This is a genomic window from Limnohabitans sp. TEGF005 (genome assembly GCF_055394835.1).
In genome coordinates this window covers 2,038,053-2,061,853 of the sequence record NZ_AP029226.1, presented here as the reverse complement: position 1 = coordinate 2,061,853, position 23,801 = coordinate 2,038,053, and the positions used below count along the sequence as shown (strand labels likewise).

Below are 23,801 nucleotides of genomic sequence, written 5' to 3'. Positions count from 1 at the left end.
GGAGCAGAACATGAATCCAACAGCCAACAAAGACACCGTTCTCAACGTTTCGGGTATTTCCAAGCGGTTCGGCGGTTTGCAAGCCCTCACCGATGTGGGCATGACCATTCAGCGCGGTCAGGTCTATGGCCTGATCGGTCCCAACGGCGCGGGCAAGACCACGTTTTTCAACGTGATCACCGGTTTGTACACGCCCGACAGCGGCACCTTCGAACTGGCAGGCAAGCCTTACCAGCCCACGGCGGTGCACGAAGTCGCCAAGGCTGGCATTGCCCGAACGTTTCAAAACATCCGTTTGTTCGCTGAAATGACAGCGCTGGAAAACGTGATGGTGGGCCGCCATGTGCGCACCCACTCGGGTTTGCTGGGGGCGATTTTCCGCACACCCAGCTTCAAAGCCGAAGAGGCAGCCATTGCCCAACGTGCACAAGAGTTGCTCGACTACGTGGGCATTGGCAAATACGCCGATTACAAAGCCCGCACGCTGTCTTATGGCGATCAACGTCGCCTTGAGATCGCCCGCGCCTTGGCCACCGATCCTCAACTGATCGCCTTGGACGAACCTGCCGCTGGCATGAACGCGACCGAAAAAGTGCAGCTGCGCGAGTTGATCGACCAGATCCGCAAAGACAACCGCACCATCTTGCTGATCGAGCACGATGTGAAGCTGGTCATGGGCCTGTGTGACCGCGTCACGGTGCTCGACTACGGCAAGCAAATTGCCGAAGGCACGCCTGCCGATGTGCAGAAAAATGAAAAAGTGATTGAAGCCTATTTGGGCACGGGAGGACACTGAGATGGCCGACATCCTTTTGAAAGTCAAAGACCTGCAAGTCGGCTACGGCGGCATTCAGGCCGTCAAGGGCGTGAGCCTCGAAGTGCGCGAAGGCGAACTGGTGTCGCTGATCGGCTCCAACGGTGCGGGCAAAACCACCACCATGAAGGCGATCACGGGCACCTTGCCCTTGCAAGCCGGTGACATCGAATATTTGGGCAAGAGCATCAAAGGCCAAGGCCCTTGGGACTTGGTGAAGCAAGGTCTGGCCATGGTGCCGGAAGGCCGTGGCGTGTTCACCCGCATGACCATCACCGAAAACCTGCAAATGGGCGCTTACATCCGCTCGGATGCCGCTGGCATCGCAGATGACATCGAGAAGATGTTCACCATCTTCCCGCGTCTGCGCGAACGCAAGGACCAGTTGGCGGGCACCATGTCGGGTGGCGAGCAGCAGATGCTGGCGATGGGCCGTGCCTTGATGAGCCGTCCCAAAGTCTTGCTGCTGGATGAGCCTTCCATGGGCTTGTCGCCCATCATGGTCGACAAGATTTTTGAAGTGGTGCGCGACGTGTACGCGCAAGGCGTCACGGTGTTGCTGGTGGAACAAAACGCCAGCCGCGCATTGGCCATTGCCGATCGCGGCTACGTGATGGATTCCGGCCTCATCACCATGACCGGTGTGGGCAAAGACATGCTGGAAGACCCCAAGGTGCGTGCCGCCTATTTGGGCGAGTGATTTGCATTTGCCCGGCAACGGGCAGTTGACTCATCAGACCGTCACCCCGGACTTGATCCGGGGTCCATCTCCTTGGTTCGTTGGCAGCTAGCTCAGTCCACCCGTGCGCCGCTGGCCTTGACCACGTTTTCATAGCGAGCCAGCTCTTTCTTCATGAAAGCGCCAAATTGCTCGGGTGTGTTGCCCACGGGTTCGGCCAGCAGTTGTGCGAAGCGTGTTTTGGTTTCGGGCGCTTGCAGCGCGGCAACAAAAGCCCTGTTCAGCTTGTCCACCACATCGCGCGGCGTGTCCGCAGGTGCGACCAAACCCCACCAAGTGTCGATAGAGAAGTCTTTCAAGGTTTCGCTCATGGCCGGGATGTCGGGCAGTGCGCCGCTGCGTTGCGCCGTGGTCACGGCCAAGGCCTTGAGTCGTCCCGCTTTGATGTTGGCCGCTGCAGTGGCCAGGTTGTCGAAGTTGAAGTCGACCTGCCCTGACAACAAGGCCAACTGGGCCGGGTTGCCCCCGCTGTAGGGGATGTGCACCGCAAAAATGCCCGCTGCACGTTTGAACATTTCACCCGCCAGGTGGCCCGCACTGCCGTTGCCGCCAGAGCCAAAGTTCAGCTTGGCCGGGTTGGCTTTGGCATAAGCCACCAAATCGGCCAAGGTGTTGATGTGCAGGCGCTGCGCCGTTTCAGCATTCATCACCAGCACGTTGGGCACGCGCAGCATTTGCGTGATGGGCGCAAAGTCGCGGCTGGCGTCATACGGCATCTTGGCAAACAACCAGGGGTTGATGGCATGCGTGGCCGTGGCCGCGATGCCGATCGTCAGACCGTCGGGTGCGGCTTTGGCCACCAGGTCGGCGCCCAGATTGCCACCAGCGCCGGGGCGGTTCTCGATGATCACGGTGCCCAAACTGTCTTTGACCCGCTCTGCCAGTGCCCGCGCCGTGACGTCAATCGGACCACCCGGTGCATAGGGCACGATGATGCGGATCGGCTTGCCTTGCGCCCAAGCCGGGGCAGTCAAACTGGCAGTCAAAGCGCTCAGGCAAAAATCACGGCGATGCATGGTGTGTCCTTTTCATGTGGGTCGGTGGTTTGAGCTCTGCGATGGGCCTGAACCGATGCCATCGTGTCGTCGCGGAAACTCCGACCGACACGAAACGGCATCGCAGCATTCCCGTCAGCTTTTCGCCTTGTCAGCCTCAGACGTGAACGAGTCAGCGTAAAACTCTTCTTCGGGCAAACCGCCTTGGCTCACATAGTCGCGCTTGGCCGAGTCCACCACGATGGGTGCGCCGCAGGCATAGACCTGGTGGCCCGACAGGTCCGGAAAGTCTTGCAACACGGCCTGGTGTACAAAGCCCGTGCGGCCCGTCCATGAGTCTTGTGCCTCGGCATTCGAGATCACCGGCACATAGCGCAGGTTGGGCATCTCGGCCAAGCGGGCTTCAACCCAGTCGGCCATGTACAGGTCTGACGGACGGCGACCGCCCCAATACAGCGTGGCAGGGCGGGTGATGCCGCGGTGCTGCATGTGCTCAATCAAGGCCTTGATGGGCGCAAAGCCGGTGCCCGAAGCCAGCAGCACGATGGGTTTGTCGCTGTCTTCGCGCAGGTAAAAACTGCCGTACGGGCCTTCGGCACGCAAGATGTCTTTTTCCTTCATGGTGGTGAAAACCGGGTCGGTGAACTTGCCGCCGGGCATGTGGCGGATGTGCAGCTCCACCGTGGGCGGTGCCACTTCCAATGTGTGTGGGGCGTTGGCCATGCTGTAGCTGCGTCGTGAACCGTCGCGCAGCAAAAACTCGATGTACTGGCCAGCGTGGAACTTCATCACGTCGTTGGCCGGCAACTGCAGTTTGAGCACGATCACGTCGTGTGATTTTTTCTCCAGGCTGACCACGCGCACCGGCATCTTCTTGACGGGCAAGCCGCCTTCGGCGGTGACCTGCTTGGATTCGAGCACCACATCGCTTTGGGCGGTGGCGCAGCAAGTCAGCACCAGGCCTTGTGCTTCTTCTTCGTCACTCAGGGCTTTGGCCTGGTGTGCGCCGTGCACCACGGTGCCCGAGATTTTTTTGCATTTGCACGAGCCGCAGGCGCCGTCTTTGCAGCCGTAAGGCAAGCCGATGCCCTGGCGGATGCCAGCGACCAACAGGGTTTCGTTGTCATCGGCAGTGAAGCTGCGGCCACTGGGCTGTACGGAAATTTGAAAGCTCATCTTTTGGGTATCCTTGAGGGGTTGCATTCGACCCGGAACCCCTGATTTTGCCCTCAAACCAAACCCCCTTGGGCGCTTTGCCTGCCCGCTTCCGTCGCCAACGCATCCTGATCGTGGGTTGTGGCGATGTGGGCTTGCGCACAGCAGGCCAATTGGGTGCGCCTCAAAGTCAGCGTGTGCGCTTGATGGCGCTGACCTCTTCGCCCGAGCGTGTGCGTTTGCTGCGGGCCTGCGGCATCACCCCTTTGCAGGGCAATCTGGACGATGCGGGCAGTTTGAAACGCTTGGCCGGTATTGCCCACCGAGTGATTCACTTGGCCCCTCCACCCACCGATCGCCGTGGCGAGTCTGCACGAGACCCGCGCAGCCTGGCCTTGGTGCGTGCTTTGCGTTTGCGCACGCCGCCCTTGGTGCTGGTCTATGGCTCGACCACAGGGGTGTATGGCGATTGCGCTGGACAACGGGTTGGTGAAACGCGCCCTGTTAAACCGCATACACCCCGCGCACAGCGCCGGGTCGATGCCGAGAGTTTGATGCGATTTTTGGGGCGCAGCGGCGTGCGCGTGAGCGTGCTGCGCATTCCCGGTATCTATGCGCCTGACCGCGAGGGCGGCACGCCCCGTGAACGCTTGCTCAAGGGCACGCCCGTGTTGGTGGCCAAAGAAGATGTGTACACCAATCACATCCATGCCAACGATCTGGCGCGGGCTTGTGCCGCCGCTTTGTGGCGTGGCAAACCGCAGCGCGTGGTCAATGTGACCGATGACACCGATCTGAAAATGGGCGACTACTTTGACTTGGCCGCCAACTTGTACGGCTTGCCCAAGCCACCTCGCATTTCACGCCACGATGCCAACGCAGCCTTGCCTTTGATGTTGTTGAGCTTCATGAACGAGTCAAGGCGTCTGGACAACACCCGCATGAAGAAAGAACTGAAGATCCAGCTTCGCTATCCGCATGTGCGTGATGGCTTGAGCCCGCAAGGCGCCTTGTTTGCGAGGGCGCGATGAGCTCGCTGCGCATCGACAAATGGCTGTGGGCCGCACGTTTTTACAAAACCCGCAGCATCGCCAGCGATGAGGTGGGCAAAAATCGTGTGCAGGTCAATGGACAAGACGCCAAGCCTTCTAAAGAAATCAAACCGGGCGATACGGTGCGCCTGCGACAAGGGGCTGTTGAGCGCACGGTCGTGGTGCAGGGTTTGAGTGCGGTGCGCGGCCCGGCCCCGGTGGCGCAGTTGCTGTACACAGAAACCCCAGAAAGCATCGAGGCCCGCCAAAAAGCCGCCGAACAAAACCGCCTAGCCCGCGAGCCCGCCCACAGCATCGAGCAAGGCCGCCCCACCAAACGCGATCGGCGGCAAATCGAAAAAACGTGGGACAACCGTTGGAGTGCGGGGATCGATTGATTTGAAACGCCCAAGAAAAAAGCCGCAAGTTGCGAGAACTTGCGGCTTAGGTCTGGTGCCCGGGGCCGGACTCGAACCGGCACGCCTTGCGGCGGGGGATTTTGAGTCCCCTGAGTCTACCAATTTCACCACCCGGGCGGTATTCGTGAAGACGCAAATTATGGCATATTTTTTCGCCATTCCGGACGGTGTGCCGCAAAAATCAAAACTTCCTGCTCGCACCCATCGCCCTCTCAAGTCCCCAGAAGCCCAAGTCCCCTCTAATTCTTGTGCAGCGTCGCGCTCCGCACGGGGTTTTGGTCTTGGCCTTGGCCTTTAAACCACGGCAATCTTGCCTGCGGCGTCCCGTGCACGTTGAAGTGCGTTGCTGCCTTTGGCCAGGGCCACGGCCATGCGACGGTAGGGGCGGGTGGTGGGCTTGCCGAAGATGCGCACGTCCACGCCGGGCTCGCTTAAAGCGGACTCGACGCCGGTAAAGCGCGGGTCTTTGCCTTCTTTGTCGGCCAGCACCACGGCGCTGGCACCTTCCACACATTCGATCTGCGGGATAGGCAGGCCAAGAATGGCGCGCGCGTGCAGGTCGAATTCGCTCAGGTTCTGGCTGATGAGGGTGACCATGCCCGTGTCGTGCGGGCGGGGGCTCAGTTCGCTGAAAATGACTTCGTCTTTCGTCACGAAAAATTCCACGCCAAACAGGCCTGCGCCGCCCAGGTCGGTGGTGACTTTTTCGGCCATGACTTGTGCGGCTTTCAAATAGTCGAGCTTCATGGGCTGGGGCTGCCAGCTGTATTGGTAGTCACCGCGCTCTTGAACGTGGCCGATGGGCTCGCAAAACAAGGTCTGACCGTTGCGTTGACGGATGGTGAGCAGGGTGATTTCAAACTCGAAATTGATGAATTCTTCGACGATGACTTTTTGGCGATCACCACGCATGCCTGCGCAGGCGTAGTCCCAGCTGGCCTGCACGTCGGCGGTTGTTTTGGCCACGCTTTGGCCTTTGCCCGATGAGCTCATGACGGGCTTGATGACGACCGGGAAACCGATTTCGGTGGCACGGGCCAACAGCTCGGCGGCCGAGTCTGCATAGCTGAATTTGGCGGTGCGCACGCCCAGGCCCACGGCCACGTCGCGGATGCGGTCGCGGTTCATGGTCAGGTTGGCAGCGCGGGCGCTGGGGATGACTTCAAAGCCTTCTTTTTCGACATCGAGCAGCACTTCGGTGCGGATGGCTTCGATCTCGGGGACGATCAGGTCAGGCTGGTATTTGGCAATGGCGGCACGCAGTGGGGCTTCGTCGAGCATGCTGAAGACACAAAATTCGTCGGCCACTTGCATGGCGGGCGCACCCGCATAGCTGTCGCAGGCAATGACGTGGCAGCCCAGACGCTTGGCGCTGATGACAAATTCTTTGCCGAGTTCACCGGAGCCAAGGAGAAGGATTTTTTTCATGTTCAGACCTTTTGAAAATCGGTGTGAATCGCTTGCATTTGCGCCACCGTCAGGCGGTTGCCGTGCTGGCTGACCACGGCTGCCGCGGTGCGGTTGGCCAGCGCCGCAGCTTGTGTGGGCGTGTTGCCGTGGGTGATGCCGTACAAAAAGGTGCCGGCAAACATGTCGCCTGCGCCGTTGGTGTCCACCGCTTGGGTGGGTACGGCGGGCACTTCGGTTCGGTCGCTGCCGTGCACCACGATGCAGCCTTTGGGGCCACGGGTCAGGCACACGGTTTTGGCCAAGGGTGACAGCTGGCCGATGATGGCGTCGAGGTCGGTGGTGCCGCACCAGGTTTGCGCCTCTTCTTCGTTGGCAAACAAATAGTCCAGGCCGTCGCCGATCATGGCCTCAAGGCCCGCTTTGCAGAAGTTGATCATGCTCACGTCACTGAGCGTGAGGGCCGTCGCGACACGGTTTTCAATCGCGATCTGGCGGCCTTTGACGGCGGCGTCCAGGCCCGTGGGCGATGCGGCCAGATAGCCTTCCATGTAATAAATCTGAGACTTTTCAATGTCGTGCTGGTGCAGAGCGCTGGCGTCAAGCTGCGCAGTGGCACCTAAAAAGGTGCACATGCTGCGCTCGGCGTCGGGGGTGACCAGCACCATGCAGCTGCCGGTTTGGCCTTCGGGCGGGCGCGTGTGTGTCAGGTTGGTGGCCACGCCGTTGGCTTGCAGGTCTTGTGTGTAAAAAGCGCCCAGCTCATCGTCGGCCACGCGGCACGAGTAAAACGCCTGGCCGCCCAATTGCGCCAGTGCCACCACCGTGTTGCCTGCCGAGCCGCCGCCTGTGCGACGCGCGTGCAGGCCCTGTACATGGGTCAGCAATTCGGCGCGTTGGGGGGTGTCGATCAGCGTCATGTGCCGCTTGCTCACGCCCATGGCGCTCAGCAGTTCGTCAGAAACTTCGTATTCGGTATCGACCAAGGCGTTGCCAATGGCGTAGAGGTGGTAATGGGACATGGCTGCAGCGGAGAGGAAAAAACAACGAGTTTAGCGGCTGCACATGCCGGCTCTGCGGTCATGCCCGGCTTGACCGGGTGTCCACGACAGCCAAAGGCCTTACATCAAGCCTTGTTCCGCCATCGAAAATGCCTGTCCTTGCCCCACGATGATGTGGTCAAGCACTCGCACATCGACCAGAGCCAAAGATGCTTTCAATGTCTGGGTGAGGTGTTCGTCGGCCTTGCTGGGTTGCACCGAGCCGCTGGGATGGTTGTGGCTCAAGACCACGGCGGCGGCTTGGTGGTGCAGGGCACGCAGGACGACTTCACGCGGATAAACGCTGGTCTGGCTGAGGGTGCCGCGAAAGAGTTCTTCCAGGGCCAGCAGGCGGTTTTGGTTGTCCAGAAACAGCACGGCAAACACCTCGTGGTTTTTGTGGGCCAGCTGCAGCTGCAGGTAATGTTTGACGGCATCGGGCGTATGGAAGGCTTCGCGCTCTTTCAGCCGCTGGCTCAAAGCACGGCGGGCCAGCTCCAACACGGCCAGCAGTTCGGCCTGTTTGGCGGGCCCCAGCCCTTTGACCAATTTGAGCGACTGTGCTGTGGCTTGCAGCAGGCCCGCGATGCCGTCTGGCCCCAGCAGTTCTTCTGACAGTTGGAATACGTTTTTACCCGCCATGCCGGTGCGCAGCAAGATGGCCAGCAGCTCCACATCGCTCAGGGCCTGGGGGCCTCGGGCAAGCAACTTCTCACGCGGCCGCGCTTCGGCGGGCAAGTCCTTGATGCTCATCTGAAGCCCCTCCCCGGAGCTGCCGTCGGTCCTTCTTGTCCCTTTTACGGGGTGGGTCGGCCGGGCTTTTTACAATAGTGCCTTCTTTATGCCTGTTGGGCCGCGTTTGCGGCATTCCAGAAAACCCTTATGTCCATTGTCGAACCCGCATCTTTCTTGACGCTTCACTACCGCCTGGCTGGGCCGCAGGGGGACATCATCAACACGTTTAACGAAAAACCCGCGACCTTGTCGCTGGGCTCGGGCACTTTGTCACCCGCTGTCGAACAGCGTTTGTTGGGACTTTCCGAAGGCACCCGGGTGGTGATGGAGATTCCGGCAGGCGAGGCCTTTGGCGAGCACATTCCGGACATGCAGCAATGGGTGGCCCGCAAGTTGCTGAATGAACTGGGTGACCCGACCGAAAAATACGCAGCGGGCGATGTGGTGCAGTTTCCGACGCCCGATGGCCTGGGCTCTTATGCCGGCACGGTGCTGGAGGTGGGCGAGGCGGGTGCGGTGTTGTTTGACTTCAACCATCCTCTAGCCGGACAGCCTGTGACCTTTGAGGTTGAACTGATCGGGGTGCTGTAATGACCGAGATTTTTTTGGCCGAACCCCGTGGCTTTTGCGCCGGGGTCGACCGGGCGATCGACATTGTGGAGCACGCACTGGCCAAGTTTGGGCGTCCTATTTATGTGCGCCATGAGATCGTGCACAACACCTATGTGGTGAACGACTTGAAGGCCAAGGGCGCGATTTTCATTGAAGAATTGTCAGATGTGCCGCCGGGCGCGACGCTGATTTTCAGTGCGCATGGGGTGAGCCGGGCGATCCAAGACGAGGCCCAGGCGCGGGGCTTTCGCATTTTTGATGCGACCTGCCCTCTGGTGACCAAGGTGCATGTGGAGTTGGCCAAGCTGGACAAAGAGGGTTACGAGTTCATCATGATCGGCCACAAGGGCCACCCTGAGGTGGAAGGCACCATGGGCCAGCTCGACAGCGGTATCCACTTGGTGGAAGACGTGGCCGATGTGGCCAAGGTGCAGCCGACCCAGACCGACTTGCTGGCTGTGGTGACGCAAACCACCTTGAGTGTGGACGACGCCGCCGAGATCGTGGCGGCCGTCAAGGCGCGTTTTCCGCAGGTGCGCGAGCCCAAACAACAAGACATTTGCTACGCCACCCAAAACCGCCAGGACGCCGTCAAGCTGATGAGTCCGCAGGTGGATGTGGTGATTGTGGTGGGCAGCCCCACCAGTTCCAACAGCAACCGCCTGCGCGAGTTGGCCGACCGCTTGGGCACCCCGGCCTATATGGTGGACAGCGCCGCTGACCTCGATGGGGCTTGGTTTTCGGGTGCGCAAAAAGTGGGCCTGACGGCAGGGGCCTCGGCCCCGGATGTGTTGGTGCAAGAGGTGATTGCGCGCCTAAGGGCCTTGGGTGCCGTGTCGGTGCGCACGCTGGACGGCATTCAGGAAACCATCAAGTTTCCGCTGCCCAAGGGCTTGAAGCTTTGATGTTGTTTGACTGCTGACCAGCCCCGCCCCTCTGTCATGCACGTCCTGACCGGGTAACCCCAAATCCGTCATGCCCGGCTTGACCGGGTATCCACCGCCGTCGAAGGCATGGACCCCCGATCTAGTCGGGGGTGACGAATTCGGGAAGCCTTGACCTTAGATCACGCGGGGGGTGACGAATTCGGGGCATGGCCCCCCGATCAAGCCGGCGGTGACAACCGGTTTGCCATACCCGCGAACGCGGGTCACTACAATCTGTCCCATGCTTGATATTGTTCTTCTCCGCAAAGATCTCGACGCTGCCGTGGCGCGTTTGCAGACCCGTAAAAATCCCCAGGCTTTCCTGAACGTAGAGGCGTTTCGCACGCTGGAGGGCGAGCGCAAAGCGCTGCAAACCCGCACAGAAGAGTTGCAAAGCCAGCGCAACAACTTCTCCAAGCAAATTGGCATGCTCAAGGGCAAAGGCCAGCACGCTGAGGCCGATGCCGTGATGACCCAGGTGGGCACCATCAAGGAAGAGCTAGACGCTTCGGCCCAGCGCCTGGAGGTCATTCAGTCCGAATTGCAAACCCTGTTGCTGGCGGTGCCCAATTTGCCGCACGAGTCGGTGCCTGTGGGGGCCGATGAGCATGGCAACGTCGAGGTGCGTCGCTGGGGCACGGTGCCGAGCTTTGACTTCGAGGTCAAGGACCATGTAGACATTGGTGAAAAGCTGGGTCTGGACTTTGCTACCGGCACCAAGTTGACGGGTTCGCGTTTCACGTTCATGCGCGGACCTATGGCCCGCCTGCATCGTGCGTTGGCTCAGTTCATGCTGGATGTGCAGACCAACGAGCATGGTTACACCGAGTGCTATACGCCTTACATCGTGAACGGCGACACGCTGCGCGGCACAGGCCAGTTGCCCAAGTTTGAAGCCGATTTGTTTGCTGCCAACAAGGGCGGTCAGGATGGCAGCGAAGAAAACCAGGCGCTGTACCTGATCCCCACATCCGAAGTCACGCTGACCAACGTCGTGCGTGACGAGGTGCTGTCAGAGTCCGATTTGCCGATCAAGTTGACCGCGCACACGCCGTGCTTCAGGTCTGAAGCGGGTAGTGCCGGACGCGATACCCGTGGCCTGATCCGCCAGCACCAGTTTGACAAAGTCGAGATGGTGCAGATCGTGCACCCCGAGAAAAGCTACGAAGCCCTCGAAGCCATGACTGGCCACGCTGAGGCAATCTTGCAAAAGCTGGGCTTGCCTTACCGCGTGATGAGCTTGTGCACGGGCGACATGGGTTTTGGCGCCAGCAAAACCTATGACCTCGAAGTGTGGGTGCCTGCACAAAACACCTACCGTGAGATCAGTTCGGTGTCCAACTGTGAAGCCTTTCAGGCGCGGCGCTTGCAGGCGCGTTTCAAGAACGCGCAAGGTAAAAACGAACTGGTGCACACCTTGAATGGTTCGGGCTTGGCGGTGGGCCGTGCACTGGTGGCCGTGCTCGAAAATTACCAGAATGCCGATGGCTCGGTTACAGTGCCCGAGGCACTGCGCCCTTACATGGGTGGTGTGGCCTTGCTCAGTGCTTGACCTTCTTATTTTCACCCGGAGTGTTTGAATGAAGACCTTTCATCGTTGTTTGGGAACACTCTTGGTGGCGATTTTGGCGGGCGCAGGTTTGATCGGCTGTGCCAGTACGAACAACACGCCTGCTGTAGGTGTGGGTGCCGATGGCAAAGTTCAAAATCCTTTGCAGTTGCTGGGGCAGTTGCCTTTGCCGCCTGGTGCCATGATTCGTGCTGAGCAGTCCTTGATCATTGGCGCCGGAGACAACTGGGTGGGCCGTGTGGTGTTCGATGTGGGGCGCGATTTTGATGGGGCCTACCGGTTCTTCCTTGAGACCTATCCGGCACAAGGCTGGACCGTGGTGTCGGCGGTGCGAGGCAAAAATAGCTTCATGGTCATGACGCGGCAAGAGCGAACAGCCACGTTCGAGATGGTCGATGGCGGTATGTGGGCTGGCAGTGTGGTGGCGATGACCATGGCCCCGCGCAACGCGGCTGTGATGGTGCCCAAAAAGCCTTGAAACGCTCTGCTAGAATCACGGCTTCGACAAATACTCAGGAGGGGTGGCAGAGTGGTCGAATGTACCTGACTCGAAATCAGGCGTAGTGGCAACACTACCGAGGGTTCGAATCCCTCCTCCTCCGCCAGTTAAAAACCCCGCATTGGTTTGCCAGTGCGGGGTTTTTTTATGGCCTGCATGGCCTTTCATGCGGGCCAATGCTTTTTAAAAACTTTTACCTTTTCACCATGAAATCTCTGTTTGTGTTCTTGTCTTGCGCCGTTCTGGCTGTGGGCCTTTCAGGCTGCACGGTATTGGCCATCGCCGATGCAGCGGGCTCTGCTGTGGTCTATGGTGTGAAGACGACTGTGAATGTGCTGGACGCAGTGACGCCCGACATCATCAACAAGAAAAAGAACTGAGCTGTGCGGTCCTGACTGTCACAAGTCCGGCGCTCGATTCGGGCAATCGCAGTCGCAATGCAAAACCGGCACAGATGTGCCGGTTGTCAGAAAAAACAGGCACAAAAGGTGCCTGTTTTGCTTTAAATACCCAACCAGCCGTTGGTGCGTGCAAAGTGCAGCGCTTGTGTACGGCTGTTGACGCCCAAGCGGCGAAACAGGCGCCAGAAGTGCACCTTGACTGTGTGCTCGCTGATGTCGAGTTTTTCGGCAATTTCGCGGTTGGACAAACCTTGGTCCAGCATCAAGATCAATTGCTTTTGGCGCTTGGACAGTTTGGTCGGGCCTGCAGGTGCGGCGTCTTCACTGGCTTCTTCTTCTTCCGTGATCAGCAAACTGCGCAAGGCTGCAATGATTTGCGTCGGGCTGTTGGATTTTTCGATGAAAGCGTTGGCACCCGCCTCAAGGCAGCGTGCTTCAAACTCACTGGCGCTCGCGCTGGTGACGACGGCCAACGGCACATTTGGAAATTTGGCTTTCAGAACCTGAACACCTGACATGCCCAATGTGTCTGGCAGTTGCAAGTCAAGGCAGAAGAGTTCTGGGGCACCATTTTTTTCGACCGTGGATTCAACCACGTTCAATTTATGGATCGGGATGATTTTCAGTCCTGGCTTGACACGGTGCACGAGCATGGTCAGCGCATCGCGCATCAAGGGGTGGTCATCGATGACGTATACAGTCATGTTTTAGATCTCTGCATTAGGCTTAAAGTTTAAGGATACACTGGTTTGTGGTTTTTGGCAATACAAACCGGCAAATGTGTAAAAAATTATTTAACTGTTTTTTGTTGAGTTTGATAAATATTCCAGCGCCTGAGCCAGCAAAGGTTCTTTATCTGGCGTCAATGGGACCAGTACGTGGTTCAAATCCGGCAAGCTGGCAATGCCGTCTGTTTGCAAGCGGGCAATGGTCTGGCCCGCTTCTTTGGGCGAGGCAAAGCCCTTGCTTTGCAAGATCAGCAAGCCTTGCGCATCGACCAGTTTGAAGTAGAACTGTCCGTCTTTTTCGCGGTATTGCTTGAAACTGGGTGCGGTGGTTTTGGCTTCTTTGGCCGCTGGCGTGGCGGTGCCCGATGACAGGGCGCGCAAGCCGACCGCATGACGCACTTCGCGCATGAAGGGTGTGGCCAGTTGCCGGGCTTTGTCGGCGCCGGCCAACAAAATTTTGTCCATTTGGGCCGGGTTGTTGATCAGTGCCTGGTACTGCTCACGCATGGGCGCGATTTCGCGGTCGATGCGCTCAAACAGCATTTGCTTGGCGTCGCCCCAAGCAATACCGTCGGCATAGGCTTGGGCCATGGCGGCGGTTTCTTCGGCATTGGCAAAGGCCTGGTAAATCTGGAACAGCGCAGAACCTTCTGTGGTTTTGGGTTCGCCCGGGGCTTTGGAGTCGGTCACGATGCCGGCAATTTGCTTGCGCATTTGAGCGGCAGGGGCAAACAGTGGGATGGTGTTGTCGTAGCTCTTGCTCATTTTGCGGCCATCCAGGCCGGGCAACAGGGCCACGGATTCTTCGATCACGGCTTCGGGCAGCACAAAGTGTTCGCCGTACAGGTGGTTGAAGCTGGAGGCCATGTCGCGAGCCATCTCGATGTGCTGGATCTGGTCGCGGCCAACCGGTACTTTGTGGGCCTTGAACATCAAAATGTCAGCACCCATCAGCACCGGGTACATGAACAGGCCGGCGCTCACGTCGCTGTCCGGGTCATGGCCAGCGGCGTTGTTCTTGTCGACAGCCGCTTTGTAGGCGTGTGCGCGGTTGAGCACGCCTTTGCCGGTCACGCAGGTCAAAAACCAGGTGAGTTCGGCAATCTCGGGGATGTCGGATTGGCGGTAAAAGGTGACTTTTTCAGGGTCTAGGCCTGAGGCGATCCAGCTGGCGGCGATCTCGAGTGTCGAGCGCTGAATGCGCGCGGGCTCATCGCACTTGATGAGTGCATGGTAGTCGGCCAGAAAGTAAAAACCATTGGTCTGGCTGTCCCGGCTGGCTTGCACGGTGGGGCGGATGGCACCCACATAGTTGCCCAGGTGGGGCGTGCCAGTGGTGGTGATGCCGGTGAGGACGCGGATACGGGGCTTGGAGGTCATGGAAAAAAGGAATTCGAAAAAAATCAGCGCAGCAGGGCGGCGAGTGGGCTGAGCGTCAGCTTGAGCAAGTCAAAGGTGACGCCCATCAAGGGTTGCATCCACCAGGCGCTGATGACGCCCGTGATGACCAGCGCCATGACGATGAAAAAGCCCCAAGGCTCGACCCGGGAGAACAGCACAGCCTGCCGCCATGGCAGCAAGCCCACCAGAATGCGGCCGCCATCGAGCGGGGGCAGTGGAAACAGGTTGAAGGCGAACATGACCACGTTGGTCAGCATGCCGGCTTTGCACATTTCAAGAAAGAAGCGTTCGGTCATGCCGCTGCCCGCCAGCACGTAGAGCAATGCGCCCCAAAGCAGGGCTTGCAGCAGATTAGATGCTGGCCCCGCCAGTGCCACCCAGACCATGTCGCGTTTGGGGTGCCTCAGTTGGTCAAAGCGCACGGGAACGGGTTTGGCGTAGCCAAACAAAAAAGCACCTCCGGTGCTGAAGTAAAGCAGCAGGGGCAGCAAGATGGTGCCCATGGGGTCGATGTGGGGCAATGGGTTGAGCGTGACACGCCCCATCATGGCCGCGGTGTTGTCGCCCAGACGCTGCGCGGCATAACCGTGAGCGGCCTCATGCAGGGTGATCGCAAAGATCACTGGCAGGGCATAAATGAGGACGGTTTGGATGAGTTCAGACATGTTCACCCCTTGATTGTCTCAGACCTGGCTTTAAAGGCCCAAGAGCGCTGGATCACCTTGGCCGCGCCGCAGCACTTGGGTTTCGTCGCCACTCATGTCGATCACGGTGGTGGGCTCCAGCGAGCAGGCGCCAGCATCAATGACTGCGCCTACATGGTGCTCCAGGCGTTCACGAATCTCTTCGGGGTCGTTCAGTGGCAGGTCTTCGCCGGGCATGATGAGTGTGGCTGCCAACAGCGGCGCAGCGTGCAGGGCCAGCAGCGCTTGAAGCACTGTGTGATCGGGCACACGCAGGCCGATGGTCTTGCGCTGGGGGTGGCTGACCCGGCGCGGCACTTCTTTGGTGGCTTCCAGAATGAAGGTGAAAGGCCCGGGTGTGGCTTGTTTGATGGCGCGAAACTGCTGGTTGTCCACTCGGGCGTAGTTGGCCAGCTCGCTCAGGTCTCGGCACAGCAGCGTCAGGTGGTGTTTGTCGTCAACGCCTCGAATGCGGCGCAACTGGTCTGCGGCATTTTTGTCGTCCAGATGGCAGACCAGCGCATAGCTGGAGTCGGTGGGCACCGCCAAAACGTTGCCTTGGTTGAGCAGTTGCACGGCTTGCTTGAGCAGCCGGGCTTGCGGGTTTTCGGGTGTGAACAGTAAAAAACTGGGCCATAGGGTCTTGCGGTCAGGGGTAGGGAATGTGCGGGCGGTGTGCTCGAACCTCAGATCAGGATTCTGGTGGCTGGATGGCAATGCGGGTTTCGCGCACTGTGAGCCACGCACCCAAGGCTCCGCAAAGCGCCACCAAGCCCATGCCTACGATGGTCCATTGGTCTGGCAGGTGGTCAAAGACGAGCCAGCCACCCATCACGGCAAAACCAATTTGCGCGTACATATAGGGTGTGAGCGTGGCAGCCGGTGCTCGGCCATAGGCCAGGATCAGCAAGAAATGCCCGATTGAGGCCAACACACCCATCAACAGCAGTTGCAGCCAAACCGTCCAGTCATGCGGCATTTCCCAGACAAACGGCAGGATCAATGAGGACAAGATGGTGCCGATCCAGCCTGTGTAAAAGTGCATGGTGATCGGGTCTTCGGTTTGGGTCATCTTGCTGGTCAGGATCTGAAAGCCCGCATTGGTGGCCACCAGCATCAGCGGCAAGATCACGGTCCAGTCAAAGTGGTGGCTGCCGGGCCGAATGATGACCAACGTGCCCACAAATCCGCCAGCCACCAAGAGCCAGCGCAACGGGCGAATTTTCTCCTTCAGCATCCAGGCTGCCAGCAAGGTGATGACCAGTGGGGCCAAAAGCGCGATGGATGTGAATTCGCCGACCGGCATGTACTTGAGGCTGTAAAAAGCCAGGATGCTGCAGGCAAACAGCAACAGACCACGCGCCAGCTGGAAACGGGGGTGTTGGGTCAGCAGCACACTGCGGCCACGGCCTGGCCAGACCACGGCGGTGGTGATGAGTGCCTGGATGGCGTAGCGAAACCACAGTGCCACCAAAACAGAAAAACCCGCACTGATGTGCCGAGTGGTGGTGTCCAGCGTGGCAAAGCACGCAGTGGCCAGGACAGCAAAGCCGATGCCGTGAAGCGTATGGCGGGCGTGCGCTTGGCTCACTGGATGCGGTCGGCCAGCAGTTGCCAGACCGGGGTCAGTTGGCCCGGCAAGAGGGGCAGGGTGCCCAGGTCGATTCGGCTTTCAGTGGGGCTGTGAAAGTCACTGCCGCGAGAGGCTGCAAGGTCAAATTCGAGGGCGGTTTCCGCGTAACGCACGGCTTCTTGCGACGAGTGGCTGCCGGTGATGACTTCCACACCACGTCCGCCGTGGGCCTTGAATTCGCTGAACAGCGCGTACTCTTCGTTGGGCGTGAAACCGTAGCGTGCCGGGTGGGCAATCACGGCAATGCCGCCGGCATCGGTGATCCATTGCACCGCTTCTTGCAGACGCGCCCAGCGGTGGGGCACGTAGCCGGGTTTGCCTTCGGTCAGGTATTTGCGAAACACCTCAGAGGTGTCGCTGCACACGGCGGTTTCCACCAGATGCCTGGCAAAGTGGGTGCGTGAAATCAGTTCGGGGTTGCCCACATATTTCAGCGCGCCTTCGTAGGCATTCAGGATGCCGACCTTGGCCAGGCCGTCTGACATTTCTTGGGCGCGTTCGCTGCGGCCACCTCGGGTGCGGTGCAAACCTTCAACCAGGGCCGTGTTATGTGCGTCAAAGCCCAAGCCCACGATGTGCACGGTCTGGTTGGCAAATGTGACCGAAATTTCTGTACCTGTCAGGTAAGGCAGACCTTGTGAGCGCGCTGCGGCCAGTGCGCGGTCCTGCCCACCCACTTCGTCGTGGTCGGTCAGTGCCCACAGTTCAACGCCATTGGTTTTGGCGCGTTCGGCCAGGGCTTCGGGGGTGAGGGTGCCGTCAGAGACAACGGAGTGGCAGTGCAGGTCAGCGTTCATGATGGGGTTCCTGCATCTTATTTTAGGCGTTTGACGCCGGATGAATCTTGCCCCTAAGCAAAGGCCTGCCGACCTGAGCAGCCCTGCCGGTCCTCGGGGTGTTGTGGGTGGCCGATAATCGGGCCATGAATTTGACGCTTACCTGTGTGGAGCTTGTTGCATGGCACTGATGATCACCGATGAATGCATCAACTGCGATGTGTGTGAGCCCGAGTGCCCGAACCAGGCCATTTATCTGGGCGAAGAGATTTATGAAATCGACCCGTCCAAGTGCACTGAATGCGTTGGCCATTTCGATGAGCCCCAATGCGTGCAGGTCTGTCCAGTGGCTTGCATCCCGGTCAACCCGCAGCATGTTGAAAACCAGGAATCTCTGTGGGCCAAATACCGGCGCTTGCAGGGTCAGTGAACTGCGGGCTTCGTGCTTGATTAGGCCGAGCGTTTTGTGACCCATGCCGCCCGAATCACTCGGGTGCGCCTTCCTCTGCGGCAGGTGCTTTGACGGGTCTTGGCGGTTTGGGTCGAGGGGGCTTGCTGGTGTGAATTTGAACCATGGCCTTTTCCATTTCGCCAGCCAGCAACAGCGGCAAAGCCTTGACTGAGCGATGGATGCTGTCTTCGATGGCTTTTCGGTGCTCCAGCATCGGCTTTTTGAGGACCCAACTGACCACTTCGGCCTTGTCGCCCGGATGGCCCACACCAATGCGCAAACGCCAATAGTCTGCGGTGCCCAGTTGCGCATGAATGTCACGCAGGCCGTTGTGCCCGGCGTGGCTGCCACCCAGTTTGAGCTTGGCTTCACCCGGAACAATGTCCAGTTCGTCGTGGGCCACCAGTATTTCTTGTGGCTGAATCTTGAAGAACCGGGCCAAGGCACTGACCGATTTACCCGACAGGTTCATGAAGGTCTGGGGTTCGAGCAACCACACCGTTTGGCCGTTAACGGTGGTGCGTGCCATCAGACCGTGGTAACTGCGCTCGGGCACCAATGACACTTTGAGCTCGCGCGCGACCGTATCAATCCACCAAAAACCGGCGTTGTGGCGGGTGTCTTCGTATTCGTTGCCCGGGTTGCCCAGGCCGACTAAGAGTTTGATCATGGTGCGTGATTATCCTTGGCACTCGGTGAGCCGGCATGAGTGCCGGGGCACCAAAGCAAAAGGCCCGCAGTGCGGGCCTTTTGCAGGAAGGCGTTTCAGCCAAAGACGAGAAGATTACTTCTTGCCTTTGCCCTTGCCTTTGGCGTCTGCAGGTGCAGCGGCCACAGGGGCTGCCACAACTTCTTCCACAGGAGCCACCGCAGTCACCAAGACTGGGTTTTTCTTGCCGTGGGTCACAGGCTTGCAGCCAGCGGGCAAAGTGATGTCATTCAGGTGCAGCGACACGCCTTTGGTCAGGCCAGTCAAGCTCACAGCAATGAACTCAGGCAGGTTGGCGGGCAAGCAAGCGACTTCGATTTCGGTCACGACGTGGTTGATCGTGCACTTGTCGGTCTTGAAGGCTTCAGACTCTTCTTCGCCGCTGAAGTGCAATGGCACTTTCATGTGCAAAGTGGTGTTGGCATCGACGCGCTGGAAGTCGATGTGTTGCACCAACTGCTTGTAGGGGTGCATCTGGTAGTCACGCAGCAAAACCTGGGTGGACTTGCCGTCGAATTCCATCTCGAGAATCGAAGCGTGGAAAGCTTCTTTTTTCAGGGCGTGCCACAAAGCGTTGTGGTCCAGCTCGATGAGTTGGGGGGCCGTTGTGGAACCGTAAACGATACCAGGTGTGCGACCGGAATTGCGGAGACGGCGGCTCGCACCCGTGCCCTGCTTGGAGCGCTCAAAAGCGACAAATTTCATACATTTCTCCTTCTAGGGTCCACCGCGACCAGTGCGACCCTGACTCAAAAAAGCCAGCCAGTCCACAAGGACGGCTGGCCGCTGTTGGCCTCTTTCCGATCAGCTTGGATCGGAGAACAGGCTCATCACCGACTCACCGTGCGCAATCCGGTTGATCGTTTCGGCGATCAGCGGAGCCACGGAGAGTTGGCGAATCTTGGCACACGCTGCGGCTTCTGCCGACAACGGGATGGTGTTGGTGACCACGACTTCATCGAGGGCTTCGCCCTTGGCGATGCGGTCGATGGCCGGACCCGAGAAAATCGGGTGGGTGCAATAAGCGTAGACTTTTTTGGCGCCGCGTTCTTTCAGCACTTCGGCTGCTTTGACCAAGGTGCCTGCCGTGTCGATCATGTCATCCATGATCACGCAGTTGCGACCGTCGATCTCGCCGATCACGTGCATGACTTCACTGACGTTGGCTTTCGGACGACGCTTGTCGATGATGGCCAAGTCGCAGCCAAGTTGTTTGGCCAAGGCGCGTGCTCGCACCACGCCACCCACGTCTGGTGACACGACGATCAGGTCGTCGTAATTTTGCTGGCGCAGGTCGCCCAACAAAACAGGCGACGCATAAATGTTGTCGACCGGGATGTCAAAGAAGCCCTGAATCTGGTCGGCGTGCAAGTCCATGGTCAGGACGCGGTCAACGCCAACGGCTTGCAACATGTTCGCGACCACTTTGGCCGAGATCGGCACGCGGGTAGAGCGTGGGCGGCGGTCTTGACGGGCGTAACCAAAGTAAGGAATGACGGCACTGATGCGACCTGCCGAAGCGCGTTTGAGCGCGTCGACCATGATCAGCAGTTCCATCAGGTTTTCGTTGGTTGGCGCGCAGGTGGACTGAACCACAAAAACTTCGCGAGCGCGGACGTTTTGTTTGAGCTCGACGGTGACTTCACCGTCAGAGAAACGACCCACATCGACAGCGCCGAGCTGTGTGCCCAAGCAACGGGCAATTTCGGCCGCCAAAACAGGATTGGCGTTGCCGGTGAACAGCATGTATTCGGGGGGGAGTGAAGCAGGCTGCATGTGCATTCCAGCGATCAGAAAAAAGGGCCTGTACGAATGAACGTATTTGGCAGGGGAAGAAGGACTCGAACCTTCGCATGCTGGAATCAAAATCCAGTGCCTTAACCAACTTGGCGACTCCCCTACACGGGTTGACCGCTGAAACAGCGATCTACCGATCAACTTTCGCTGGATGCCCAGCCCAATAAAGGGTGAACCTCCATATTGCTGCATTTGCGCATTTGCCAGTGGTCTGGGACCGGACTCGGCGTCATGCCTGTTGTGCAATGTGCGAACACTGCACTGCCAGAACCTGTCATCTTGCTGTTCATGCCTGCTTTAGAAAGCACTTGAAGTGCCTTAGAAACATCAGGACAGATTGCTTGAGCAACAGGTTGCAGATCATTGTGACCGAAGTCATATGGCGCTGCAGCGAAGACCGAAATTATAGCAGGCTTTGTGGCGCGTTCAAGCTCTGGGTGCGTAAAAATTTGAGAAGTCTCGACACCTGAGTCGGGTTTGAGCACCCAAAACTGCGCCGGAGGCAAGGAAATCGGGGTGATTTGCTCGCCCACGCCCTCTACCCAAGCGTTGTGTCCACGCAAGAAAAAAGGCACGTCCGCACCCAGTTGCAGCCCCAGTTTTTCGAGCGTGGGCAGGCCCAGCTTCAATTCCCACAGCTGGTTGAGTGCCAGCAGGCATGTGGCTGCGTCAGAAGACCCGCCGCCCATGCCAGCTTGGGCCGGAATCTGCTTTTCGACGGCGATGTGTACGCCCTCTGTGCAGCCCGTGTGCCGTTGCAGCAGTCTGGCGGCGCGGGTGATCAGGTCGTCGGCAGGCAGAGCGATGGTCAGGTCTTCGCGACTGATGGCACCGTCTGAGCGTTTTTCGAAGTGCAGGGTGTCGCACCAATCAATGAGCATGAACACCGATTGAAGCAGGTGATAGCCATCAGGGCGTTGGCCTGTGATGTGCAAAAACAAATTGAGTTTGGCCGGTGCAGGCACGTCGTGCAGCTGTTTCATGGGCAAGATTATCGTCAGCGTCTGGGCGTGTCTGGTCAGCGGTCGAGCAGGATGCGCAAAACAGCTTCGGGCGCAGGGGTGCTTCTGCGTGCGGTCAAACGGCCTTCGGGGTGTGCGGAAAAGTTCACTTGCCAGCCGGGCACATCGGCGGCTTTGCCCTCCAGCCATTCAAACAGAGCGGCAATGGGCAAGTCTGTGCCCGTTAGACGTTGGCTCAGGCTTTGCAGGTTGCTGCTTTCGGTCTTGTCTTGGCCTTGTTCTAGCCAGGCGGCGTGGGGCGTCCAGCTGAGGCGTGCCAAGGTGGTTCCGATGGGGCTGAGCAAAGTCATTTGGCCTTGTTCGGCTGAGCCTTGCAGTTCAAAACTGGCGCTCCAACTCTGCGGTGGCGTGCTGAGCAGTTGCAGCGCCAGACGCCCGGACCAGAACGTTGTGGTGTCAGTGGCTTGGGGACGCGGGGTGGCGCAGCCTGCCAAAGCCAGCATGCCCAAACCACACACGCTCAACCATGCTCGCCGCTGTGCCGCGTCTCGCTTCATGGTTTGAAGTTGAAGCGTTTGAGAGTTTCAACCAGGGTTTCGTTGTCGGCTTTGAGCAGCAGGCCTTCGCGCCAGATGGTGCCAGCTTCACGGGTTTGGCCTGTGGTCCAGAGTACTTCGCCCAAGTGGGCTGCAATCTCGGCATCGGGCCTGGATTTGTAGGCCGCCTGCAAAATAGCCAAAGCCTCTTTGTGCTTGCCCTGACGGAATGTGACCCAACCCAGGCTGTCTTGAATGTAGGCGTCCTGAGGAGACAATTGCACGGCTTTTTCGATCAGCTGTTGTGCCTCGTCCAGGCGAATATTCCGGTCCGCCAGCGAGTAACCCAGTGCATTGAATGCGTGGGCGTCTTGGGGGGCTTTGGCCATGAGTTGGCGCAGCAGGGCTTCCATCTCGTCAACGCGTTTGAGCTTTTCGCAAATCAGGGCCAACTCGGACAGCAACTCGGTGTCATCGGGTTTGTTGTCCAGCGCCGCTTTGACCAGTGTGTAAGCGGCTTGGGCTTCGCGGTGTTCACGCAGCCAGAACGATTGGGTCAAAACCTTGCGTCGGGCTTGTTCTGCGTTGGCAGGTTTGATCTGTGCCAGCACGCGTCGTGCTTCGTCCAAGCGACCTTGTTGGGCCAGCAGGTCGGCTTGTCGGCTGGCCAATTTGATGGGGTCTGCGCCAGCAGGCATTCGAGCCAGCCATTGGTTGGCTCGTTCCAGTTGTCCATTTTTTTGAGCGATTTGCGCCAGCGCCATCAACGCTTCGGCCAGTCCGGCTTGGTGTTCTGGTGTTTTGCTGTTGGCGATCAGGTCCACATACTTTTCGAGGCGTCTTTCTGCCTCGGGCAGCTGGCCGTTTTCCTGCAACACCAGGCCATGAATCAGCCAGCCTTCTGCGAAATCGGGGTGTTTGGCGTTGAGTTGCATCAGTTGCCCAACGGCCTCTGCAGAAAGCTGCAGGGTGAGCAAGGTCCTGGCATAGCCCAAGCGCAATTCAGGCACGACATCGGTTTTCATGGCCGCGTCGACCATCGGTTTGAGGCTGCTGTTGGCGCTGACCATCAAACTCAGGGCCAGTACCAATGGGCCTGTGGCCTTGGGATCTGCTGCGTGCCCTTTGGTGGCGGCATCGACCGCGCGGCTAATTTGACCTGCGTCGCGCCGCATTCGGCCCACGGTTGTCCACGCAGATGCAGACGTTCGGGGATGGTTGAGCGCTTGGGTCAAAGCTTTTTCGACCACGTCAGCGGCCAACTGCTTGTCTTGCACCACACCAAACAAACGCGGCACTGAGGCAATGGCACCCGGCTGCTCGTCGAGAGGTAGTTCATGAATCGATACAGCGAGGGCTTTGCCTGCTTCTTCGATGCGGTTCAAGGCAAGCAAAATTTGAAGCACATAGCGGTTGGCTTCAATCGCGGTGGGGATTTCTCTTTTCCAGCTCTGTGCCGCTTGCAACGCGGCATCGCCGGAGCGGGCTTGCAGTGCCATGTCGACGGCGCGTTGGAACAAGGCCGGGTCGCGGGTTTTACGGGCGGCGTCGAGCAGGATGGAAAAACCACTGCCTGGCGAGCCTTGGCGGGCATTCAACTCACCCAGCAAAATTTGGTAAAACAGGACGGCGTCGAGGGCCGACTGTGGGGGCGGAGCCTCTGCTTGGGGTGCTGCAGGCTGCGCCCAAGCACCGACGACGCACGAGGACAAGACAGCAAGTCGAAACCAGAATTTCATGTCGGCCATCATAATCCAGCCACCTTTTAATCAAGTGCGTCCA

At 58.9% G+C, this 23,801-nt stretch carries 26 protein-coding genes, 3 tRNA genes and 1 pseudogene; 11 read left to right on the top strand and 19 right to left on the bottom strand.

Annotated features, from left to right (window positions below; all coding sequences use genetic code 11):
- Nucleotides 1–10: 10 nt before the first annotated feature.
- Entirely contained in the window at nucleotides 11–796 is a 786-nt protein-coding gene (locus ACZ5RG_RS09955) for an ABC transporter ATP-binding protein (protein ID WP_233253773.1), read from the top strand.
- A 1-nt stretch (nucleotide 797) separates the two neighbouring features.
- Nucleotides 798–1,514, top strand: a complete 717-nt coding sequence (locus ACZ5RG_RS09950) for an ABC transporter ATP-binding protein (RefSeq protein ID WP_108312747.1) — start codon at nucleotides 798–800, stop codon at nucleotides 1,512–1,514.
- Nucleotides 1,515–1,606: 92 nt separating this feature from the next.
- Here the strand turns inward: ACZ5RG_RS09950 and ACZ5RG_RS09945 are convergent, their stop codons facing one another.
- Nucleotides 1,607–2,569 carry a Bug family tripartite tricarboxylate transporter substrate binding protein gene (locus tag ACZ5RG_RS09945; RefSeq protein WP_464446945.1) on the bottom strand — a complete coding sequence of 321 codons (963 nt, stop codon included), beginning with the start codon at nucleotides 2,567–2,569 and terminating at the stop codon, nucleotides 1,607–1,609.
- A gap of 114 nt (nucleotides 2,570–2,683) precedes the next feature.
- Nucleotides 2,684–3,724, bottom strand: a complete 1,041-nt coding sequence (locus ACZ5RG_RS09940; protein ID WP_464446944.1) for a CDP-6-deoxy-delta-3,4-glucoseen reductase — start codon at nucleotides 3,722–3,724, stop codon at nucleotides 2,684–2,686.
- A gap of 47 nt (nucleotides 3,725–3,771) precedes the next feature.
- Here ACZ5RG_RS09940 and ACZ5RG_RS09935 point away from each other — a divergent pair, with 47 nt between their 5' ends.
- A complete protein-coding gene (locus ACZ5RG_RS09935) occupies nucleotides 3,772–4,734 on the top strand; it encodes an SDR family oxidoreductase (protein ID WP_298597797.1) in 963 nt (320 codons plus the stop codon).
- Nucleotides 4,731–5,132 (top strand): RNA-binding S4 domain-containing protein, encoded by a 402-nt coding sequence (locus tag ACZ5RG_RS09930; protein WP_315236962.1) that lies wholly within the window; start codon nucleotides 4,731–4,733, stop codon nucleotides 5,130–5,132. Before ACZ5RG_RS09935 ends, ACZ5RG_RS09930 begins: the two co-directional genes overlap by 4 nt.
- A gap of 53 nt (nucleotides 5,133–5,185) precedes the next feature.
- Here the strand turns inward: ACZ5RG_RS09930 and ACZ5RG_RS09925 are convergent.
- The 4 genes from ACZ5RG_RS09925 to radC form a co-directional block, all read right to left on the bottom strand.
- Nucleotides 5,186–5,270: transfer RNA gene (locus tag ACZ5RG_RS09925), tRNA-Leu, on the bottom strand.
- A 177-nt stretch (nucleotides 5,271–5,447) separates the two neighbouring features.
- Nucleotides 5,448–6,581 carry a formate-dependent phosphoribosylglycinamide formyltransferase gene (purT, locus tag ACZ5RG_RS09920; RefSeq protein WP_464446943.1) on the bottom strand — a complete coding sequence of 378 codons (1,134 nt, stop codon included), beginning with the start codon at nucleotides 6,579–6,581 and terminating at the stop codon, nucleotides 5,448–5,450.
- Nucleotides 6,582–6,583: 2 nt separating this feature from the next.
- Nucleotides 6,584–7,582: an adenosine kinase gene (locus tag ACZ5RG_RS09915; protein ID WP_464446942.1), complete on the bottom strand. Its 999-nt coding sequence runs from the start codon at nucleotides 7,580–7,582 to the stop codon at nucleotides 6,584–6,586.
- A gap of 99 nt (nucleotides 7,583–7,681) precedes the next feature.
- A complete protein-coding gene (gene radC / locus ACZ5RG_RS09910; RefSeq protein ID WP_464446941.1) occupies nucleotides 7,682–8,353 on the bottom strand; it encodes a RadC family protein in 672 nt (223 codons plus the stop codon).
- Between the two features lie 129 nt (nucleotides 8,354–8,482).
- Between radC and ACZ5RG_RS09905 the strand changes: the two genes are divergently transcribed.
- From ACZ5RG_RS09905 to ACZ5RG_RS09880, 6 genes are all read left to right on the top strand, one after another.
- Nucleotides 8,483–8,926 carry an FKBP-type peptidyl-prolyl cis-trans isomerase gene (locus ACZ5RG_RS09905; RefSeq protein WP_298598259.1) on the top strand — a complete coding sequence of 148 codons (444 nt, stop codon included), beginning with the start codon at nucleotides 8,483–8,485 and terminating at the stop codon, nucleotides 8,924–8,926.
- Nucleotides 8,926–9,852 (top strand): 4-hydroxy-3-methylbut-2-enyl diphosphate reductase, encoded by a 927-nt coding sequence (gene ispH, locus ACZ5RG_RS09900; protein ID WP_298598262.1) that lies wholly within the window; start codon nucleotides 8,926–8,928, stop codon nucleotides 9,850–9,852. Before ACZ5RG_RS09905 ends, ispH begins: the two co-directional genes overlap by 1 nt.
- A 262-nt stretch (nucleotides 9,853–10,114) precedes the next feature.
- Nucleotides 10,115–11,425 carry a serine--tRNA ligase gene (gene serS / locus ACZ5RG_RS09895; RefSeq protein ID WP_464446940.1) on the top strand — a complete coding sequence of 437 codons (1,311 nt, stop codon included), beginning with the start codon at nucleotides 10,115–10,117 and terminating at the stop codon, nucleotides 11,423–11,425.
- A gap of 28 nt (nucleotides 11,426–11,453) precedes the next feature.
- Nucleotides 11,454–11,921: a hypothetical protein gene (locus ACZ5RG_RS09890; RefSeq protein ID WP_464446939.1), complete on the top strand. Its 468-nt coding sequence runs from the start codon at nucleotides 11,454–11,456 to the stop codon at nucleotides 11,919–11,921.
- A 37-nt stretch (nucleotides 11,922–11,958) separates the two neighbouring features.
- Nucleotides 11,959–12,048, top strand: a tRNA-Ser gene (locus ACZ5RG_RS09885).
- 100 nt (nucleotides 12,049–12,148) lie between these two features.
- Nucleotides 12,149–12,322 (top strand): hypothetical protein, encoded by a 174-nt coding sequence (locus tag ACZ5RG_RS09880; RefSeq protein WP_298598271.1) that lies wholly within the window; start codon nucleotides 12,149–12,151, stop codon nucleotides 12,320–12,322.
- Between the two features lie 122 nt (nucleotides 12,323–12,444).
- Here the strand turns inward: ACZ5RG_RS09880 and ACZ5RG_RS09875 are convergent, their stop codons facing one another.
- The 6 genes and pseudogenes from ACZ5RG_RS09875 to ACZ5RG_RS09850 all read right to left on the bottom strand — a co-directional run bounded on the left by ACZ5RG_RS09875 (nucleotide 12,445) and on the right by ACZ5RG_RS09850 (nucleotide 17,585).
- On the bottom strand, nucleotides 12,445–13,047 hold the full coding sequence (locus ACZ5RG_RS09875; protein ID WP_298598274.1) for a response regulator transcription factor: 603 nt from the start codon (nucleotides 13,045–13,047) through the stop codon (nucleotides 12,445–12,447).
- Between the two features lie 90 nt (nucleotides 13,048–13,137).
- Nucleotides 13,138–14,451 carry a tryptophan--tRNA ligase gene (locus ACZ5RG_RS09870; protein ID WP_464446938.1) on the bottom strand — a complete coding sequence of 438 codons (1,314 nt, stop codon included), beginning with the start codon at nucleotides 14,449–14,451 and terminating at the stop codon, nucleotides 13,138–13,140.
- Nucleotides 14,452–14,474: 23 nt separating this feature from the next.
- Nucleotides 14,475–15,137: a site-2 protease family protein gene (locus ACZ5RG_RS09865; RefSeq protein ID WP_312260624.1), complete on the bottom strand. Its 663-nt coding sequence runs from the start codon at nucleotides 15,135–15,137 to the stop codon at nucleotides 14,475–14,477.
- Nucleotides 15,138–15,167: 30 nt separating this feature from the next.
- Nucleotides 15,168–15,792, bottom strand: a pseudogene (locus ACZ5RG_RS09860) (L-threonylcarbamoyladenylate synthase).
- Nucleotides 15,793–15,846: 54 nt separating this feature from the next.
- A complete protein-coding gene (locus tag ACZ5RG_RS09855) occupies nucleotides 15,847–16,746 on the bottom strand; it encodes a DMT family transporter (RefSeq protein WP_298598288.1) in 900 nt (299 codons plus the stop codon).
- Complete coding sequence (locus ACZ5RG_RS09850; RefSeq protein ID WP_298598290.1) at nucleotides 16,743–17,585, bottom strand: 3',5'-nucleoside bisphosphate phosphatase; 843 nt, start codon at nucleotides 17,583–17,585, stop codon at nucleotides 16,743–16,745. The genes ACZ5RG_RS09855 and ACZ5RG_RS09850 overlap by 4 nt, the downstream gene beginning before the upstream one ends.
- Nucleotides 17,586–17,745: 160 nt before the next feature.
- Between ACZ5RG_RS09850 and ACZ5RG_RS09845 the strand changes: the two genes are divergently transcribed.
- Nucleotides 17,746–17,994 (top strand): YfhL family 4Fe-4S dicluster ferredoxin, encoded by a 249-nt coding sequence (locus ACZ5RG_RS09845; protein ID WP_019430476.1) that lies wholly within the window; start codon nucleotides 17,746–17,748, stop codon nucleotides 17,992–17,994.
- Nucleotides 17,995–18,049: 55 nt separating this feature from the next.
- Here the strand turns inward: ACZ5RG_RS09845 and pth are convergent, their stop codons facing one another.
- The 7 genes from pth to ACZ5RG_RS09810 all read right to left on the bottom strand — a co-directional run bounded on the left by pth (nucleotide 18,050) and on the right by ACZ5RG_RS09810 (nucleotide 23,758).
- Nucleotides 18,050–18,685 carry an aminoacyl-tRNA hydrolase gene (pth, locus tag ACZ5RG_RS09840; RefSeq protein ID WP_464446937.1) on the bottom strand — a complete coding sequence of 212 codons (636 nt, stop codon included), beginning with the start codon at nucleotides 18,683–18,685 and terminating at the stop codon, nucleotides 18,050–18,052.
- Between the two features lie 114 nt (nucleotides 18,686–18,799).
- Nucleotides 18,800–19,429, bottom strand: a complete 630-nt coding sequence (locus ACZ5RG_RS09835; protein WP_298598297.1) for a 50S ribosomal protein L25/general stress protein Ctc — start codon at nucleotides 19,427–19,429, stop codon at nucleotides 18,800–18,802.
- 99 nt (nucleotides 19,430–19,528) lie between these two features.
- Nucleotides 19,529–20,506, bottom strand: a complete 978-nt coding sequence (locus tag ACZ5RG_RS09830) for a ribose-phosphate pyrophosphokinase (protein ID WP_298598301.1) — start codon at nucleotides 20,504–20,506, stop codon at nucleotides 19,529–19,531.
- Nucleotides 20,507–20,547: 41 nt separating this feature from the next.
- Nucleotides 20,548–20,624 (bottom strand) — tRNA-Gln (locus ACZ5RG_RS09825).
- A gap of 34 nt (nucleotides 20,625–20,658) precedes the next feature.
- Nucleotides 20,659–21,504: a 4-(cytidine 5'-diphospho)-2-C-methyl-D-erythritol kinase gene (gene ispE, locus ACZ5RG_RS09820; protein ID WP_298598304.1), complete on the bottom strand. Its 846-nt coding sequence runs from the start codon at nucleotides 21,502–21,504 to the stop codon at nucleotides 20,659–20,661.
- A gap of 35 nt (nucleotides 21,505–21,539) precedes the next feature.
- Nucleotides 21,540–22,040: a lipoprotein insertase outer membrane protein LolB gene (locus ACZ5RG_RS09815; RefSeq protein ID WP_464446936.1), complete on the bottom strand. Its 501-nt coding sequence runs from the start codon at nucleotides 22,038–22,040 to the stop codon at nucleotides 21,540–21,542.
- Nucleotides 22,037–23,758, bottom strand: coding sequence for a tetratricopeptide repeat protein (locus tag ACZ5RG_RS09810; protein WP_298598309.1), 1,722 nt, complete (start codon nucleotides 23,756–23,758; stop codon nucleotides 22,037–22,039). Before ACZ5RG_RS09810 ends, ACZ5RG_RS09815 begins: the two co-directional genes overlap by 4 nt.
- Between the last annotated feature and the right edge of the window lie 43 nt (nucleotides 23,759–23,801).